The sequence below is a fragment of the Pseudomonas sp. JQ36 genome, from assembly GCF_053851495.1.
The window spans coordinates 2933804-2949439 of sequence record NZ_CM132642.1; the positions used below are offsets into that span (position 1 = coordinate 2933804).

Annotated in this window: 16 protein-coding genes; 9 read left to right on the forward strand and 7 right to left on the reverse strand. The window is 60.4% G+C overall.

All coding sequences use genetic code 11. The features are described from left to right. The first annotated feature begins 180 nt into the window (after positions 1 to 180). Positions 181 to 1068: a protease HtpX gene (gene htpX / locus ACS4NR_RS13070; RefSeq protein WP_007964827.1), complete on the forward strand. Its 888-nt coding sequence runs from the start codon at positions 181 to 183 to the stop codon at positions 1066 to 1068. A 200-nt stretch (positions 1069 to 1268) separates the two neighbouring features. On the opposite strand, the gene ACS4NR_RS13075 is transcribed toward htpX, so the two are convergent. Beyond that, on the reverse strand, positions 1269 to 1916 hold the full coding sequence (locus tag ACS4NR_RS13075; protein ID WP_253149441.1) for a thiopurine S-methyltransferase: 648 nt from the start codon (positions 1914 to 1916) through the stop codon (positions 1269 to 1271). A 104-nt stretch (positions 1917 to 2020) separates the two neighbouring features. Between ACS4NR_RS13075 and ACS4NR_RS13080 the strand changes: the two genes are divergently transcribed. Continuing rightward, entirely contained in the window at positions 2021 to 2788 is a 768-nt protein-coding gene (locus tag ACS4NR_RS13080; protein WP_456020311.1) for a DODA-type extradiol aromatic ring-opening family dioxygenase, read from the forward strand. Between the two features lie 105 nt (positions 2789 to 2893). Here ACS4NR_RS13080 and ACS4NR_RS13085 read toward each other — a convergent pair whose 3' ends face one another. Further along, the gene (locus ACS4NR_RS13085; RefSeq protein WP_204895217.1) at positions 2894 to 4567 is read right to left on the reverse strand and encodes a DEAD/DEAH box helicase; all 1674 of its coding nucleotides are present in this window, start codon (positions 4565 to 4567) and stop codon (positions 2894 to 2896) included. Between the two features lie 421 nt (positions 4568 to 4988). Between ACS4NR_RS13085 and ACS4NR_RS13090 the strand changes: the two genes are divergently transcribed. Next, positions 4989 to 5780 carry a crotonase/enoyl-CoA hydratase family protein gene (locus ACS4NR_RS13090; RefSeq protein ID WP_456020312.1) on the forward strand — a complete coding sequence of 264 codons (792 nt, stop codon included), beginning with the start codon at positions 4989 to 4991 and terminating at the stop codon, positions 5778 to 5780. Between the two features lie 109 nt (positions 5781 to 5889). Here the strand turns inward: ACS4NR_RS13090 and ACS4NR_RS13095 are convergent, their stop codons facing one another. Then, a complete protein-coding gene (locus ACS4NR_RS13095; RefSeq protein ID WP_095137306.1) occupies positions 5890 to 6645 on the reverse strand; it encodes a spermidine synthase in 756 nt (251 codons plus the stop codon). A gap of 153 nt (positions 6646 to 6798) precedes the next feature. On the opposite strand from ACS4NR_RS13095, the gene ACS4NR_RS13100 reads away from it, so the two are divergent. Beyond that, the gene (locus ACS4NR_RS13100) at positions 6799 to 8145 is read left to right on the forward strand and encodes a class II 3-deoxy-7-phosphoheptulonate synthase (RefSeq protein ID WP_007964815.1); all 1347 of its coding nucleotides are present in this window, start codon (positions 6799 to 6801) and stop codon (positions 8143 to 8145) included. Between the two features lie 117 nt (positions 8146 to 8262). Here ACS4NR_RS13100 and ACS4NR_RS13105 read toward each other — a convergent pair whose 3' ends face one another. Beyond that, the gene (locus tag ACS4NR_RS13105) at positions 8263 to 9489 is read right to left on the reverse strand and encodes a winged helix-turn-helix domain-containing protein (RefSeq protein WP_456020313.1); all 1227 of its coding nucleotides are present in this window, start codon (positions 9487 to 9489) and stop codon (positions 8263 to 8265) included. 64 nt (positions 9490 to 9553) lie between these two features. Further along, positions 9554 to 9775, reverse strand: a complete 222-nt coding sequence (locus ACS4NR_RS13110) for a DUF1127 domain-containing protein (protein WP_095137304.1) — start codon at positions 9773 to 9775, stop codon at positions 9554 to 9556. A 96-nt stretch (positions 9776 to 9871) separates the two neighbouring features. Between ACS4NR_RS13110 and ACS4NR_RS13115 the strand changes: the two genes are divergently transcribed. Then, entirely contained in the window at positions 9872 to 10726 is an 855-nt protein-coding gene (locus ACS4NR_RS13115) for a LysR substrate-binding domain-containing protein (RefSeq protein ID WP_025113145.1), read from the forward strand. On the opposite strand, the gene ACS4NR_RS13120 is transcribed toward ACS4NR_RS13115, so the two are convergent. After that, positions 10716 to 11465 carry a sulfite exporter TauE/SafE family protein gene (locus tag ACS4NR_RS13120; protein WP_177439994.1) on the reverse strand — a complete coding sequence of 250 codons (750 nt, stop codon included), beginning with the start codon at positions 11463 to 11465 and terminating at the stop codon, positions 10716 to 10718. The two genes, ACS4NR_RS13115 and ACS4NR_RS13120, sit on opposite strands and share 11 nt — an antisense overlap. Before the next feature lie 109 nt (positions 11466 to 11574). On the opposite strand from ACS4NR_RS13120, the gene ACS4NR_RS13125 reads away from it, so the two are divergent. The 4 genes from ACS4NR_RS13125 to ACS4NR_RS13140 all read left to right on the forward strand — a co-directional run bounded on the left by ACS4NR_RS13125 (position 11575) and on the right by ACS4NR_RS13140 (position 14845). Beyond that, complete coding sequence (locus ACS4NR_RS13125; protein WP_115984007.1) at positions 11575 to 12531, forward strand: LysR family transcriptional regulator; 957 nt, start codon at positions 11575 to 11577, stop codon at positions 12529 to 12531. 73 nt (positions 12532 to 12604) lie between these two features. Further along, positions 12605 to 13060 (forward strand): MarR family winged helix-turn-helix transcriptional regulator, encoded by a 456-nt coding sequence (locus tag ACS4NR_RS13130; protein WP_443533827.1) that lies wholly within the window; start codon positions 12605 to 12607, stop codon positions 13058 to 13060. A 320-nt stretch (positions 13061 to 13380) separates the two neighbouring features. Beyond that, positions 13381 to 13800, forward strand: coding sequence for an organic hydroperoxide resistance protein (locus ACS4NR_RS13135; RefSeq protein ID WP_027613448.1), 420 nt, complete (start codon positions 13381 to 13383; stop codon positions 13798 to 13800). Positions 13801 to 13834: 34 nt separating this feature from the next. After that, on the forward strand, positions 13835 to 14845 hold the full coding sequence (locus ACS4NR_RS13140) for an alpha/beta hydrolase (protein ID WP_095137300.1): 1011 nt from the start codon (positions 13835 to 13837) through the stop codon (positions 14843 to 14845). A 184-nt stretch (positions 14846 to 15029) separates the two neighbouring features. Here the strand turns inward: ACS4NR_RS13140 and ACS4NR_RS13145 are convergent, their stop codons facing one another. Next, positions 15030 to 15599 (reverse strand): elongation factor P, encoded by a 570-nt coding sequence (locus tag ACS4NR_RS13145; RefSeq protein ID WP_007908599.1) that lies wholly within the window; start codon positions 15597 to 15599, stop codon positions 15030 to 15032. Positions 15600 to 15636 lie beyond the last annotated feature (37 nt).

The following is a 15636-nucleotide window of genomic DNA, read 5'->3' on the forward strand; positions in this document are numbered from 1 at the left end:
TGGCGGCGGGTAGCGGCTGGCTGTAATCCCTTTCGGTTCAGGCCGTGGGCAATGACCTGCAGACTCGGGAATTCGCTGTAGGACACAGTTTGAAATAGTCACTCGGTTGAATCACCCGGTGCCGCACCTTATATACCCCGCAGTACGCTACATCTTTAGCTTGAGGAGATTTCTACAACCATGATGCGCATCCTGCTGTTTTTGGCCACTAACCTGGCGGTCGTGCTGATAGCCAGCATCACCCTGAGCCTGTTCGGCTTCAACGGGTTCATGGCGGCCAACGGGGTTGATCTCAACCTCAGTCAGCTGCTGGTTTTCTGTGCGGTCTTTGGTTTCGCCGGTTCGCTGTTCTCGCTGTTCATCTCCAAGTGGATGGCGAAGATGAGCACCAGCACCCAGATCATCAGCCAGCCACGTACCCGGCATGAGCAATGGCTGCTGCAAACCGTCGAGCAACTGTCCCGCGAAGCCGGGATCAAGATGCCCGAAGTCGGTATTTTCCCGGCCTACGAAGCAAACGCCTTCGCCACCGGCTGGAACAAGAACGACGCGCTGGTCGCGGTCAGTCAGGGCCTGCTCGAACGCTTTTCGCCAGATGAAGTGAAAGCCGTTCTGGCCCACGAAATCGGTCACGTGGCCAACGGTGACATGGTCACCCTGGCGCTGATCCAGGGCGTGGTGAACACCTTCGTGATGTTCTTCGCGCGGATCATCGGCAACTTCGTCGACAAGGTGATCTTCAAGAACGAAGAAGGCCAAGGCATCGCCTACTACGTGGCAACGATCTTCGCCGAGCTGGTACTGGGCATCCTCGCCAGCGCCATCGTCATGTGGTTCTCGCGCAAACGCGAATTCCGTGCCGACGAAGCCGGCGCACGTCTGGCGGGTACCAACGCGATGATCGGCGCCCTGCAACGCCTGCGCGCCGAACAGGGCCTGCCGGTGCACATGCCGGACACCCTGAACGCCTTCGGCATCAACGGTGGCATCAAGCAGGGCTTCGCCCGCATGTTCATGAGCCACCCGCCGCTGGAAGAGCGTATCGACGCTCTGCGTCGTCGCGGTTGATCGGTTTGGCGCAGTAACGAAAAGGCCCGCAGTGATGCGGGCCTTTTTTTGTGCGCGGGATTATGGGTCGGCTGTTCTGGCCTCTTCGGGAGCAAGCCCCCTCCCACAGTGTTTTCTGGTGTATTCGAGATTGCTATAACACCGACGCTCCCTATGGGAGCGGGCTTGCTCGCGAAGAGGCCGTTAATGCCGATACAAAACTATCGGCCAGAAACCCGATACACCCGCTCCTCCAACCGCGTTACCCCCGCCTGCAGGAACCTGACACTCTCCGCCAGCACATCCTGCTCCTCAAGCACCTGCACCTGCCAGACTTCGCCCAGCAAGCGCTGCACCTCATCATCGCTCACCGCAAACGGTGGCCCGGACATCTGCGCCTGATCGTAATCCAGGGTAATCAACAACCCTTGCACACTGTGCGGCAGGATCTGCTGCAAATGCGCCGCATAGCGCTCACGCATCTGAGCCGGCAAGGCAATCAGCGCTGCCCGGTCGTACAACGCCGCGCAATCCGCTACATCGTCGGCTGTCAGCGCAAAGAAATCACCGCACCACAACTCGATGGAATCGGCGCGATAGACCTTGAACGGCCCTTTGCCGCTGACGTGCGGCGTTACCTGATGCTCACTGAAAAAGTCCTCGATGGCCTTTTCCGACAGTTCGATCCCGAGCACCTGATGACCGCGCCCGGCCAGCCACGCCAGATCCAGACTTTTCCCACACAACGGCACGAGCACTCGCGCCGTTGCCGGTACCGCCCAGTGCCGCTGCAGATACGGGTTCACCTCAGGCAGATGAAAGCCGATCTGATTGGATTCCCACTTCTTGTGCCAAAACTCAGGCTGCATGCATCCCCCCAATAAATTCGATCAAAAGGCGTTAAAACTTATATTAGATTTAGATCAATGATCTGACTGAAGATGAGGCCATCTTACCGCTCAGGAACCTTTCCATGTTTCCCAGCCTGTTTATCTCCCACGGCTCACCGATGCTGGCTCTGGAGCCCGGTGCCAGTGGCCCGGCGCTGGCGCGTCTGGCGGCCGAACTGCCGCGGCCGAAAGCCATCGTGATCGTCTCTGCCCACTGGGAAAGCCAGGAGCTGCTGGTCAGCAGCAATCCTCGTCCGGAAACCTGGCACGATTTCGGCGGCTTCCCGCGTGCCCTTTTCGAAGTGCAGTACCCGGCACCGGGCGATCCGCAACTGGCGGCCGAAGTGGCTGAATTGCTTGACGCCGCGCATCTGCCAGCACGCCTCGACCCGCAACGCCCGTTCGATCACGGCGTGTGGGTGCCGCTGTCGCTGATGTATCCGCGAGCGGATATACCGGTGGTGCAGGTGTCACTGCCAAGTCGCGATGGCCCGGTGCTGCAAACTCGTGTCGGGCAGGCGCTGGCGAGTCTGCGCGAGCAGGGTATTTTGCTGATCGGCTCCGGCAGCATCACCCACAACCTGCGCGAACTGGACTGGCATGCCGGCCCGGAAAGCGTCGAGCCGTGGGCACAGGACTTCCGCGACTGGATGATCGACAAGCTGGCGGTCGACGATGAGGCGGCACTGCATGATTATCGTCAGCACGCGCCCAATGCGGTACGCAGCCATCCGAGTGATGAGCATTTGTTGCCGCTGTATTTTGCGCGGGGTGCGGGAGGTGAGTTCCGCGTAGCGCATAAAGGCTTCACGATGGGTGCACTGGGTATGGATATCTATCGTTTCGGGTGACGTCTTCGCGAGCAAGCTCGCTCCCACAAAGGCAAAAAGCAGGCAAAAAAAATCCCCGAACCAGTCGGGGATTTTTCATGTTCGATCAATCAGCCCAAGGGCGGATCAATCTTCGCGGTAGCGACGCAGTTTCAGCTGCTTGCCAGCGACGCGAGTGTCCTTCAGTTTGGTCAGGAGTTTGTCCAGACCATCTTCCGGCAGCTCGACGAGGCTGAAGCTGTCACGCACCTGGATGCGACCAATTGCTTCGCGAGCCAGACCACCTTCGTTGAGGATGGCGCCCAGCAGGTTCTTGGCGGCGATACCGTCACGCGCACCCAGCGCGGTACGGCAACGGGCACGACCTTCGCCCAGAGGCATTGGCGCGCGACGCTCGCGGTCACCACGCTCAGGACGATCACCGGAACGCTCAGGACGGTCGCCACGCGGTGCATTGTTCGGCACCAGTGGACGCTCCTTCTCGATCGCAGCCAGGTTCAGCGCTTGACCGTTGGTCGCCTTGCGCAGCAGAGCTGCAGCCAGAGCACGCGGCGTGCAACCGATGTCGGCAGTCAGACGATCCAGCAGATCGCCGTGAGTCGATTCGGCATCAGCGACCAGCGGCGACAGGCTGTTGGTCAGTTTCTTGATGCGTGCATCGAGAACAGCCTGAGCGTCCGGCAGACGCACTTCGGCAACCTTCTGACCGGTGACACGCTCGATCACTTGCAGCATGCGGCGCTCACGAGGAGTCACCAGCAGCAGTGCGCGACCTTCGCGACCGGCACGGCCGGTACGGCCGATACGGTGCACGTAGGATTCCGGGTCGTACGGCATGTCCACGTTGAATACGTGGGTGATGCGCGGAACGTCCAGACCACGGGCAGCCACGTCGGTCGCGACAACGATGTCCAGGCGGCCATCTTTCAGCGAGTCGATGACGCGCTCACGCTGGTTCTGGGCGATGTCACCGTTCAGCGCAGCGGCCTTGTAGCCTTTGGCGTCGAGGGCACTGGCCAGATCCAGGGTCGCTTGCTTGGTGCGCACGAACATGATCAGCGCGTCGAAGTCTTCCACTTCCAGCAAGCTGAGAACGGCAGAGGTCTTCTGGTCAGCGTGAACCAACAGGTGAGCCTGTTCGATCGCGGTAACGGTCTGGGTCTTGCTCTGGATCTTCACATGCTTCGGATCGCGCAGGTGGCGCTCGGCGATGGCACGGATCGACTGCGGCAGGGTTGCCGAGAACAATACGGTCTGACGGGTTTCCGGCATGGCCTTGAAGATCACTTCCAGGTCATCCATGAAACCGAGTTTGAGCATTTCGTCTGCTTCGTCCAGAACCAGGTGGTTCACGGTAGCGAGGACTTTTTCGTCGCGACGCAGGTGGTCGCACAGACGGCCCGGAGTGGCGACAACGATCTGTGCGCCATTACGGATTGCTTTCAATTGTGGGCCCATCGGCGCGCCGCCGTAGACAGCCACAACAGTTACGCCCGGCATTTGCTTGGCGTAGGTTTCGAAAGCGGTTGCAACTTGTAGCGCCAACTCACGAGTTGGGGCCAGGATCAGAGCTTGCGGCTCGCGCTTGGACGGATCAATGCGGTGCAGGATAGGCAGGGCAAAGGCAGCGGTTTTACCGGTACCGGTTTGCGCCTGACCAATCATATCGTGACCGGCGAGGATGATCGGGATCGACTGCTGCTGAATGGCCGAAGGCTCTTCATAGCCGGTAGCGACTACTGCAGCGACAATATTGGGATGAAGTTCAAGAGCGGCGAAGCCGCCGATTTCCTGGGTCATGGGTCTGCCTCTAAGTGCATCCGCAAAGACCCATGCTCCAAAGCTGCACATGCCGTGTTGAGACTCAAGAGTCGCCCTGGCAGCTTTGTCGGCGGGGATTTGCGAAAACGTATGAATGAAAAAGAATCGTCAAGGAAGAGCCCGCAGTGCGGACGTGCAGCCGAAGCTGACTTCGGGGAATTGCGCTACCTAAACGCGGCCCGGTTAAAGGCCGGCGCGCACTATACCGGAATTTGCCCAAAAAGGGAGCTTTTTTTATCGCCTGAATCGGTGTGTCACCGCTGTGTAACGGGGTTTTGCGGATAATCGTGCAAAGGTCTATTTTGCAAAGGCCCGGCCCTGCGGGTGATGACGCTTAAACGATTCATCGATGTGCGGCATACCGTCGCTGCACCCGCCCTTCCCGCCCGAGGATTTCTTCATGAATCAGTCCTGCCCCGGCCGCGTCAGCCGTGAACGTCGAGGTCATATCCACTTGATCGGCCTCGACCGGGCCGCCAAACGCAACGCCTTCGACCTCGATCTGCTCAACGATTTGAGCCTGGCCTACGGCGAGTTCGAGGCCGATAGCGAGGCGCGGGTGGCGGTGGTGTTCGGGCATGGCGAGCACTTTACCGCCGGTCTGGATCTGCTCAACGCCAGCGCCGCCCTCGCCGAAGGCTGGCAGGTTCCGACCGGCGGTTGCGACCCATGGGGTGTTTTTGTCGGGCCGCGAGTGAGCAAACCGGTGATTGTTGCCGCGCAGGGCTACTGCCTGACCATCGGTATCGAGTTGATGCTGGCCGCAGACATCAACCTGTGCGCGAGCAATACCCGCTTCGCGCAAATGGAAGTGCAGCGGGGGATCTTTCCGTTTGGTGGCGCGACGTTACGTTTTCATCAGGTGGCCGGCTGGGGTAACGCGATGCGCTGGTTGCTGACCGGCGATGAGTTTGATGCCCACGATGCGTTGCATCTGGGTTTGGTCCAGGAAGTGATGGCCAGTGAGGACCTGCTGCCGCGGGCTATTGAGTTGGCCGAACGGATCGCCCGGCAGGCACCGTTGGGGGTGCAGGCGACACTGATGTCGGCGCGCCAGGCGCGCTATGAAGGTGAGACGGCGGCGGCGCAGGGGTTGCCGGCGCTGGTGAAAAAGTTACTGGGGAGTGAGGATGCCAAGGAGGGGGTGCGGTCGCTGGTGGAGCGGCGCCCTGGAGTCTTCAAAGGGATCTGAGAAAACGGGTGTTCTTCAGGCCCTATTCGCGAGCAAGCTCGCTCCCACATTTGGAATGCACTTCAAGTGTGGGAGCGGGCTTGCTCGCGAAGGGGCCATCACTGGCAACTCATGTCGCCGGGCGAATCGCCTTGATCAACGACTGCAGCGAATAACCCAGCCGTGGCGCCAGCACTTCGGCGCGGGCGGTCAGCGCCTGCATGTCCAGCTCCTGATCGAGATCTGCAGGCACAATCAGAATCACATTGCCCTCCTTCACCGGCAGCTCCCAGTAATGCCGGTGATACAGCCCGCGCAACAACGCCGCGCCCAACGGTTTGCCATCATCGGTGGCCCACTGATTGATCACCAGCCAGCCGCCTGGATTCAGGCGTTTCTGACAGTCGCCGAGGAAACTCCAGGCCAGATGCCCGACACCCGGGCCGACGTCGGTGTACAAGTCGACAAAGATCAGATCCGCAGGCTCGGCCGTTGGCAGCAGTTCCAGTGCATCGCCGACCCGAATGTAAAGGCGCGGGTCGTCATCCAGGCCGAGATACTCGATCGCCAGACGCGGCACGTCCGGGCGCAGTTCGATAGCTTCGACGTCTTCCAGCGGAAGGAACTTGAGGCAGGCCTGGGTCAGTGTGCCGGCACCGAGGCCGAGAAACAGCGCACTTTCCGGGTGTTCGTGGCACAACGCGCCAATCAGCATCGCCCGGGTGTAGTCGTATTCCAGCCAGCTCGGATCGGCGGTGAACACGCAGCTCTGCTCGATGGCATCGCCGAACTCCAGAAAGCGGTAGTCGGCCACTTCCAGCACGCGAATCACGCCGAACTCATCCTGTACCTCGGCGAGCAACAGCTCGACGCGCTCCTCAGTCATTTCGTCTCCTGATGGTCACCGGGCGCGGTGACGCGATGGCACCGCTCCGGCGCCGTGGCAAAGCGGCGATTGTCGGTGATGGGGCGGGAGCAGGTCACGCACTAATTGCTGCTACCATGGGCTTCCCGTGCGTAGAACCAATTAGAGACCGTGATGAGCCAACCGTGGAGCCCTGACAGCTGGCGCGCCCTGCCGATCCAGCAACAACCCCAATACCCTGACGCGGCGCATCTGCGCCAGGTCGAGCAGACCCTGGCCAGCTATCCGCCGCTGGTGTTTGCCGGCGAAGCGCGCGAGCTGCGCCGGCAGTTTGCCGAAGTGACTCAGGGCCGGGCTTTCCTGCTGCAGGGCGGCGATTGCGCGGAAAGCTTCGCCGAATTCTCCGCCGCAAAGATTCGCGACACTTTTAAAGTGCTGCTGCAAATGGCGATCGTCATGACCTTCGCCGCCGGTTGCCCGGTGGTCAAGGTCGGGCGCATGGCCGGCCAGTTCGCCAAGCCGCGTTCGGCCAACGATGAAACCATCGACGGCGTGACCCTGCCGGCCTACCGGGGCGACATCGTCAACGGCATCGGTTTCGACGAAAAGAGCCGGGTGCCGGATCCGGAGCGCCTGCTGCAGTCGTACCACCAGTCCACCGCCACCCTGAACCTGTTGCGCGCCTTCGCCCAGGGCGGTTTTGCCGACCTGCATCAGGTGCACAAGTGGAACCTGGACTTCATCGCCAACTCGGCGCTGGCCGAAAAATACAGCCACCTCGCCGATCGCATCGATGAAACCCTGGCGTTCATGCGCGCCTGCGGCATGGACAGTTCGCCGCAACTGCGCGAAACCAGTTTCTTCACTGCCCACGAAGCGCTGCTGCTGAACTACGAAGAAGCCTTCGTGCGTCGCGACAGCCTGACCAACGATTACTACGATTGCTCGGCGCACATGCTGTGGATCGGCGACCGCACCCGTCAGCTCGACGGCGCTCACGTCGAATTCCTGCGTGGGGTGAACAACCCGATCGGGGTGAAAGTCGGCCCGAGCATGAACCCGGACGACCTGATCCGCCTGATCGACGTGCTCAACCCGGACAACGATCCGGGCCGTCTGAACCTGATTGCGCGGATGGGCGCGAACAAGGTCGGCGATCACCTGCCGGCGCTGATCCGCGCGGTGCAGCGTGAAGGCAAGCAGGTGCTGTGGAGCTCCGACCCGATGCACGGCAACACCATCAAGGCCAGCAGCGGCTACAAGACCCGCGACTTCGCGCAGATCCTTGGCGAAGTGAAGCAGTTTTTCCAGGTGCACGAAGCCGAAGGCACTTATGCCGGCGGGATTCACATCGAGATGACCGGGCAGAACGTCACCGAGTGCATCGGTGGTGCACGGCCGATCACTGAAGATGGGCTGTCGGATCGTTATCACACCCACTGTGATCCGCGGATGAATGCCGATCAGTCGCTGGAACTCGCGTTTTTGATTGCCGAAACTCTGAAACAGGTTCGCCGCTGAATCAGTCAGATTTTTAGCGTCGGGCAGGCCGCCTTCGCGAGCAAGCCCGCTCCCACATGGGTTTTGTGTACGACACAGATCCAGTGTGGGAGCGGGCTTGCTCGCGAAGAGGCCAGCTCAGTCACTACAGATTTCAGCCAATGCCAGCCGCAACCGCCCCGCACTCTCACGCTGACAATTCAGTTGCACCCGCCCAAGCCCCAGCCAATCGGCCATCTGCCGCAAATTCGACGCCAGCGCCAACATCCCCTCGTCATCCAGCCCCGGCTCTTCCTCGTGCACCGCATGCACCGCCAAGCGCCCCGACGCTCGCTCGGCGCGCAGATCGACCCGCGCGGCAATCCGCTCGTTGTGCAGAAACGGCAACACGTAATAGCCGTAGACCCGCTTGTCCTGCGGCGTATAGATCTCCAGCCGATAGCGAAAATCGAACAAGCGCTCGGTGCGACTGCGCTCCCAGATCAGCGAGTCGAACGGTGACAACAGCGCACTGGCGACAACTTTGCGCGGCACTTTCGACTGCGGCAGGCAGTAGGCGATCTGTCGCCAGCCAGCGACTTCGCAGGTCTGCAATTGCCCGTCCTCGACCAGATCCGCCAGACGCGGTCGCGCATCGGCCGGGCTCAAGCGGAAATAATCCCGCAGATCCTTTTCCGTGCCGACGCCGAGCGCCTGAGCCGCGTGCAGCAGCAAACCGCGTTGCGCTTCGGCCTCATCCGGCAGCGGCTGCTGCAGAATCGACTTCGGGATCACCCGCTCCGGCAAATCATACAAACGCTCAAAACCGCGGCGTCCGGCGACGGTCACTTCACCGGCGGCGAACAACCACTCCAGCGCATGCTTTTCCGCGCTCCAGTCCCACCATTGCCCGGCCTTGTCCTCGCGGGTCGACAGGCTGCCAGCACCCAATGCGCCCCGCTCCTCAACCGCGCTTAAAACCCGGCGCACAACGTCCTGCTGCTCAAGACCAAACTTCGCCAGTTGCTGATAAATGTCTCTGCCATTTCTGGCGCGCTGCATCCGCCAGCCCATCAGCGGATACATCGCCAGCGGCAGCAACGACGCTTCATGGCCCCAGTATTCGAACAGCGTGCGCCGACGCCCCGAACTCCAGGCAGCCTGGTCGAGCAGATCAGAAGAATAGGAACCCAGACGGGAAAACAGCGGCAGGTAGTGCGAGCGCACCACGGCATTGACAGAATCGATCTGCAACAGGCCCAGCCGTTCGATCAGCCGGTTGAGCTGCGGCGCACGGACCGTTGGCGGCTGGCGCCCGTTGAACCCTTGGGCAGCCAGCGCCAGTCGTCGCGCCTGTTTGAGGGAAAAGGCCAGAGTCGCGGGCATGAGCATCTCCTTGTCTGCTCGCAACCTACCTCACCTGAAAGTGGTTTGTGTAGTAAGGCCCTGATCATTTATGCATCGGATCGTCCCAGAACGGCCGGATGGCCTCGTGTTCGACATCGGCACGGCTGACCCCGATGTCCTTCAACGCTTCGTCGCTCAGACTGGCGAGCATCTCGCGTTCACGGTGCAGTTCATACCAGCGGCTAAACTTGTGCAGCAGATCGGAAACGATATGGCCGTGGCCGGAAAATCTTGTGTCGTCTACATACTCTCTTTGACCTTTCATCGTGTTGCCCTCCTTGTGGATGGCTCAAGTCTCGCGCTGGCGCTAAGATCAATCCAACGAATGTTTCTGATGGCATTCATCACGGAGATTCATCAATTGTCGGCCTACCCCAGTATTGATACCGATGTCCTGCGCACCTTCGTCGCGATTGCCGATCAGGGCGGGTTCACTCGCGCCGGCGAGATGGTCAATCGCACGCAATCGGCCGTAAGCATGCAGATGAAGCGGCTGGAAGAAGATGTGCTGCAACGCCAACTGTTCGAACGTGACGGCCGCCAGGTACGCCTGACCGCCGAGGGCCAAGTGCTGCTGGGTTATGCGCGGCGCATCCTGAAATTGCACAGCGAAGTGTTCAACACCCTGCGCGAGCCGCACATGGTCGGCACTGTGCGCATCGGTACGCCGGACGATTACGTGATGCGGTTTCTGCCGGGGATCCTGTCGCGGTTCGCTCAGTTCTACCCGTTGATCCAGATCGAGGTGCATTGCGAGTCCAGCAAGCAGCTGTTGCAGCGCACCGACCTTGATCTGTCGATCGTCACCCGCGAGCCGGGCAACGAGATCGGTCAGTTGCTGCGCAAGGAGCGTTTCGTCTGGGCCGAGGCGCAGAACTTCAGCGCCCACGAGCAGACGCCGTTGCCGCTGGCGATGTTCAACAGTGATTGCTTCTGCCGTTTGTGGGCGTGCAATGCGCTGGACGCGATGGGCCGCGACTACCGCATCGCCTACAACAGCACCAGCCTGTCGGCGCTGATGGCGGTGGTGAGCGCGGGTCTGGCGATCACCGCGCAACTGGAGAGCCTGATCACCCCGGACATGCGCATTCTCGGCGCCGCCGAGGATCTGCCGCTGTTGCCCGAGGCCAGCATCATGCTGATCCGCAACCTGAACAATCCGTCGCCGATCACCGAATGCCTGGCCGAGCACATCGTCGAAGGCTTCAAACTTTAAACGCGAGCATCACCGCGCACAGCACCAGAAAGCCGCAGAACAGCCCGCGCAAGAGCTTTTCCGGCATGGCGTGGGCGACCTTCACGCCCCAACTGATGCTGGCCAGACCGCCAATGGCCAGCGGCAGGCCGATCATCCAGTCCACTTCGTGATGCACCGCGTAGGTCACCAGGGTTACGCCGGTGCTTGGCAATGCCAACGCCAGCGACAAGCCCTGGGCAACCACCTGGCTGGTGCCGAACAGGCTGGTCAGCACCGGCGTTGCCACCACGGCCCCGCCGACACCGAACAGACCACCCATGGTTCCGGACGCTGCGCCCAGCACACCGAGCCATGGCCATGAGTAACGCATCTCGGAGGTCACGGCGGTTTTCTTGCCGAACATCTTCAGCAGGTTGTACGCCGAGAGCACCACGAGGAACGCGACAAAGCCGATACGCATGGTTTGCGCATCGATGCCCACCGCCCAGATCGAACCGATCCACGCAAAGCAAAAACCCATCACAGCCAACGGCAGCGCATGACGCAGCTCGATGCGATTACGCTGGTGATAGCGCCACAGCGCCAGCATCACGTTGGGCACCACCATCACCAGCGCCGTGCCTTGGGCGATCTGCTGATCGAGGCCAAACCACACGCCCAGCAGCGGAATGGCGATCAAACCACCGCCAATGCCGAAGATCCCGCCCAGGGTTCCAAGGGCGGCGCCAAACAGCAGGTACAACAAAAACTCGATCACAGCGATGTCCTCATCCGTCAGGCGACTCATCGTACGCAGTCGAGGCTGGCGGGGAAACGCACAGCAACGCACAATGGCTATGCCAAGTTCGCACAAGCACTGAACACTTATGAACCCCAATCAATTGACCGATCAGCTCGGGCTGTTTCTCGATGTGCTGGAAAGCGGCAGTTTTTCTGCGGCGTCCCGTCGTCATCCGCTGACGCCCTCTGCCGTGGCGCGGCGCATTGACAGCCTGGAAAGTGCAGTCGGCAGCCAGTTGTTTATTCGCAGCACCCACGCGGTGCGGGCGACCCCGGCGGGTCTGGCGTTTGCCGAGCGGGCACGGCGCATTGTCAGCGAGTTGCAATTGGCCCGTGCCGAAGCGGTGTCGTTGAGCAGTGCGCCGGAAGGCTTGATCCGCATCGATGCTCCCGCCGCTTTTGGTCGCCGGCATCTCGCGCCGGTCATCGCTGACTTTCTGGTGCTGTACCCGGGCCTCGACGTGCAGTTGCACCTGATCGACAGCTTCATCGATATGCACGGCTCGAATCTGGGCAAAGTCGATCTGGTGCTGCGCGCCGGGCAAATGGCCGATACGCGACTGGTCGCCACGCCACTGGCGAGCATGGTGCGCATTGCCTGTGCCAGCCCCGACTATCTCAAGCGCCGTGGCGCACCGAGCCATCCTGCGCAGCTGAGTGAACATGACGGGCTGGATTGGGAAGGCCTCGCCCCGCCCTTCGCCTGGCGCTTCGAACAGGACGGGCAGATGCAACTGCATCGCCCCGCGCGCATCCGCATGAGCGCCAACAATGCCGAGGCGCTGGTGTGCGGTGCACTCGCCGGGTTGGGCATCGCGCATTTGCCGACTTGGCTGGCCAGTGAGTACCTGCTGCGCGGCGAGCTGTTGCCGCTGTTCTGCGAGAGCGGTCTGCCACAACCGGAGAGCACCGGCATTTATGCATTGCGCATGGAACAGCAAACCAATTCGCGCAGCCGCTTGCTCCTGGAATACCTCAAAACCCGCTTCAGCCCGGTGCCGCCGTGGGATCTGGCGCTACAGCGCGAGCTGGGCCGGCACTAGATTCTGGATAATTATCTGGCGCATTAAACATTCGGGCGCTAGATTCAAGCCCATCACCGAACAAGGCTTTGCCATGACTACCGAACGCGATACCTGCGACGACCTGCTGCTCGACAATCAGGCGTGCTTCGCCCTGCATTCCACTTCACTGATGATGACCAAGGTCTACAAGCCACTCTTACAAGCGCTGGGCCTGACCTATCCGCAGTATCTGGCGATGATGGTGCTGTGGGAAAAGGATGGTTTGACCGTCGGCGAAATCAGCACGCGGTTGTTGACCGATCCTGGCTCGCTGACCCCGCTGCTCAAAAGGCTGGAAGGTGAAGGCTTGCTCAGCCGCACGCGCAGTCGTGAAGATGAGCGTGTGGTGATTGTCGAGTTGACCGAGCAAGGTCGAGCACTGCGCGACAAGGCGCAAACCATTCCGCAATGCATCCTCGGCGCCAGTGGTTTCACCCTCGAACGCCTGCAGAATCTTCAATCTGAGTTGCAAGCCCTGCGCAACCATCTGCAAAACAGTTTGGCCTGAGCCCGCCACTGTAGGAGTGAGCCCGCTCGCGATAGCGGTGAACGCGCCGCCATCGTGTTGACTGCTGCACCGCTATCGCGAGCAGGCTCACTCCTACAGGTAATCTCATTGTCTGAAAAATATTTTTCCACGCCTGACCTTCCCGCCATCCTCTCTAAACCGCGCCTTCCAGGCTAACCAAACGAACCAGTCCTTCGTCGAAGCGCATATTTTTCAGAAAATTATCTTGCGCACTAAACATTAGCGAGCTACATTCACCTCGCACTTACTTAGCGCGCAAACAATTAGCGCAAAAACAGACACTCAACGAGGCTCACACCATGCAAACTCTCTACACCGCAATCGCAACCTCCACTGGCGGCCGTGACGGTCGTGCGATCTCCAGCGACAACATCCTCGATGTCAAACTCGCCACTCCGAAAGAACTCGGCGGTGCCGGCGGCGCAGCGACCAACCCTGAGCAACTGTTCGCTGCCGGTTACTCGGCCTGCTTCATCGGCGCACTGAAATTCGTCGCCAGCCAGACCAAACGCAAAATTCCCGACGATGCCTCGATCACCGCTCATGTCGGTATCGGCCAGATCCCTGGCGGCTTCGGTCTGGACATTGACCTGCACATCAGTCTCCCGGGTCTGGAACAAGCCGACGCGCAGACACTGGTCGACGCGGCGCACCAGGTCTGCCCGTACTCCAACGCCACCCGTGGCAACGTTGACGTACGTCTGCACGTCACCGTTTAAGCACTGACGCCCCAGGCCCGAACAGGAAATGAACATGAACACTTTCAGCAAAGTCTTGACCGGTACCCTTCTCGCCCTGTCCATCCACAGTGCGTTCGCCGGTGATGTCGAACACAACACTCAGGCCTTTCTCGATGTGTTGAATGCCGGCACCGGCAAGCCGATAGAACAGCTGACACCCAAAGACGCCCGCGCCGTGCTGGTCGGCGCGCAGTCGGGGGTCAAGCTGACGCTGCCCAAAGCAGACGTCAGCGAGAAGACCATTCAGGTCAATGGCCAACCGTTGCAGCTGACCATCGTCCGGCCGGCCGGGGTCAAGGGCGAGCTGCCGGTGTTCATGTTCTTCCATGGTGGCGGCTGGGTGCTGGGCGATTTCCCGACCCACGAACGGCTGGTGCGCGATCTGGTGGTCGGTTCGGGCGCGGCGGCAGTCTTCGTCAATTACACGCCGTCTCCGGAAGCGCATTACCCGGTGGCGATCAACCAGGCCTACGCCGCGACAAAGTGGGTCGCCGAGCACGGTAAAGAGATCAATGTCGACGGCCAGCGTCTGGCCGTGGCGGGCAACAGTGTCGGCGGTAACATGGCGGCCGTGGTGGCGCTGATGGCCAAAGACCAAGGCACCCCGGCGATCAGATTCCAGGTACTGCTGTGGCCTGTGACGGACGCCAGTTTCGACACGGGCTCGTATAACCAGTACGCCGAAGGGCACTTCCTCACACGCAACATGATGAAGTGGTTCTGGGACAACTACACCACCGATGCCAAACAGCGTAACGAGATCTATGCCTCGCCGTTGCGAGCAACCACCGCGCAATTGAAGGGCCTGCCACCAGCGCTGGTGCAGACCGCCAGCGCCGATGTATTGCGTGATGAAGGTGAAGCGTACGCACGCAAACTTGACGAAGCGGGTGTAGCGGTAACGTCGGTACGGTACAACGGCATGATTCACGATTACGGCCTGCTCAACGTAGTCAGCCAGGTGCCGGCGGTGCGTTCGGCGATGTTGCAGGCGTCTGAGGAACTCAAGCAACACTTGAAGTAACCACCATCCCATTGTGGGAGCGAGCCTGCTCGCGAAAGCGGTGTGTCATCCAGTTATGTGCTGACTGACAGAACGCATTCGCGAGCAGGCTCGCTCCCACAGGGGACAGGCGTGAAGCGCAAAACGCAGACACAAAAAAGCCCGACTCGATGGTCGGGCTTTTTCTTTCCACGAAACGCAGTGCTTATTTGGCACGGCCTTTGTAGGAACCGCCTTCGCGGGTGTCGATTTCGATCTTGTCACCGATTTCGATGAAGTCAGCAACTTGCAGCTCAGTACCGTTGGCCAGCTTGGCTGGCTTCATGACTTTGCCGGAAGTGTCGCCACGAGCCGAACCTTCGGTGTAGTCAACTACGCGCACGATGGTGGTCGGCAGCTCTACGGAAACCAGACGCTCTTCGAAGAAGATCGCTTCGCAAACATCGGTCATGCCTTCTTCAACGAAAGGCAGAACAGCTTCGATGTCTTCAGCGTTCAGCTCGTACATGGTGTAGTCAGTGGTGTCCATGAACGTGTAGGTGTCGCCGCTGATGAAGGACAGGGTCGCTTCTTTGCGGTCGAGGATTACGTCGTCCAGTTTGTCGTCAGCGCTGTAAACGATCTCGGTCTTGTAACCGGTCAGCAGGTTTTTCAGCTTGGTCTTCATGATCGCGCTGTTACGGCCCGACTTGGTGAATTCAGCTTTCTGAACCAGCCAAGGATCGTTCTCGAGACGGATCACGGTACCGGGTTTCAGTTCTTTACCAGTTTTCATTGCGAATATCCGAATTTGGATGGGATTTACAAAAATC

Coding starts and splice junctions, on each gene's coding strand:
- htpX (WP_007964827.1), top strand. CDS start 181: ATGATGCGCATCCTGCTGTTTTTGGCCACTAACCTGGCGGTCGTGCTG.
- ACS4NR_RS13075 (WP_253149441.1), bottom strand. CDS start 1,916: ATGCAGCCTGAGTTTTGGCACAAGAAGTGGGAATCCAATCAGATCGGC.
- ACS4NR_RS13080 (WP_456020311.1), top strand. CDS start 2,021: ATGTTTCCCAGCCTGTTTATCTCCCACGGCTCACCGATGCTGGCTCTG.
- ACS4NR_RS13085 (WP_204895217.1), bottom strand. CDS start 4,567: ATGACCCAGGAAATCGGCGGCTTCGCCGCTCTTGAACTTCATCCCAAT.
- ACS4NR_RS13090 (WP_456020312.1), top strand. CDS start 4,989: ATGAATCAGTCCTGCCCCGGCCGCGTCAGCCGTGAACGTCGAGGTCAT.
- ACS4NR_RS13095 (WP_095137306.1), bottom strand. CDS start 6,645: ATGACTGAGGAGCGCGTCGAGCTGTTGCTCGCCGAGGTACAGGATGAG.
- ACS4NR_RS13100 (WP_007964815.1), top strand. CDS start 6,799: ATGAGCCAACCGTGGAGCCCTGACAGCTGGCGCGCCCTGCCGATCCAG.
- ACS4NR_RS13105 (WP_456020313.1), bottom strand. CDS start 9,489: ATGCCCGCGACTCTGGCCTTTTCCCTCAAACAGGCGCGACGACTGGCG.
- ACS4NR_RS13110 (WP_095137304.1), bottom strand. CDS start 9,775: ATGAAAGGTCAAAGAGAGTATGTAGACGACACAAGATTTTCCGGCCAC.
- ACS4NR_RS13125 (WP_115984007.1), top strand. CDS start 11,575: ATGAACCCCAATCAATTGACCGATCAGCTCGGGCTGTTTCTCGATGTG.
- ACS4NR_RS13130 (WP_443533827.1), top strand. CDS start 12,605: ATGACTACCGAACGCGATACCTGCGACGACCTGCTGCTCGACAATCAG.
- ACS4NR_RS13135 (WP_027613448.1), top strand. CDS start 13,381: ATGCAAACTCTCTACACCGCAATCGCAACCTCCACTGGCGGCCGTGAC.
- ACS4NR_RS13140 (WP_095137300.1), top strand. CDS start 13,835: ATGAACACTTTCAGCAAAGTCTTGACCGGTACCCTTCTCGCCCTGTCC.
- ACS4NR_RS13145 (WP_007908599.1), bottom strand. CDS start 15,599: ATGAAAACTGGTAAAGAACTGAAACCCGGTACCGTGATCCGTCTCGAG.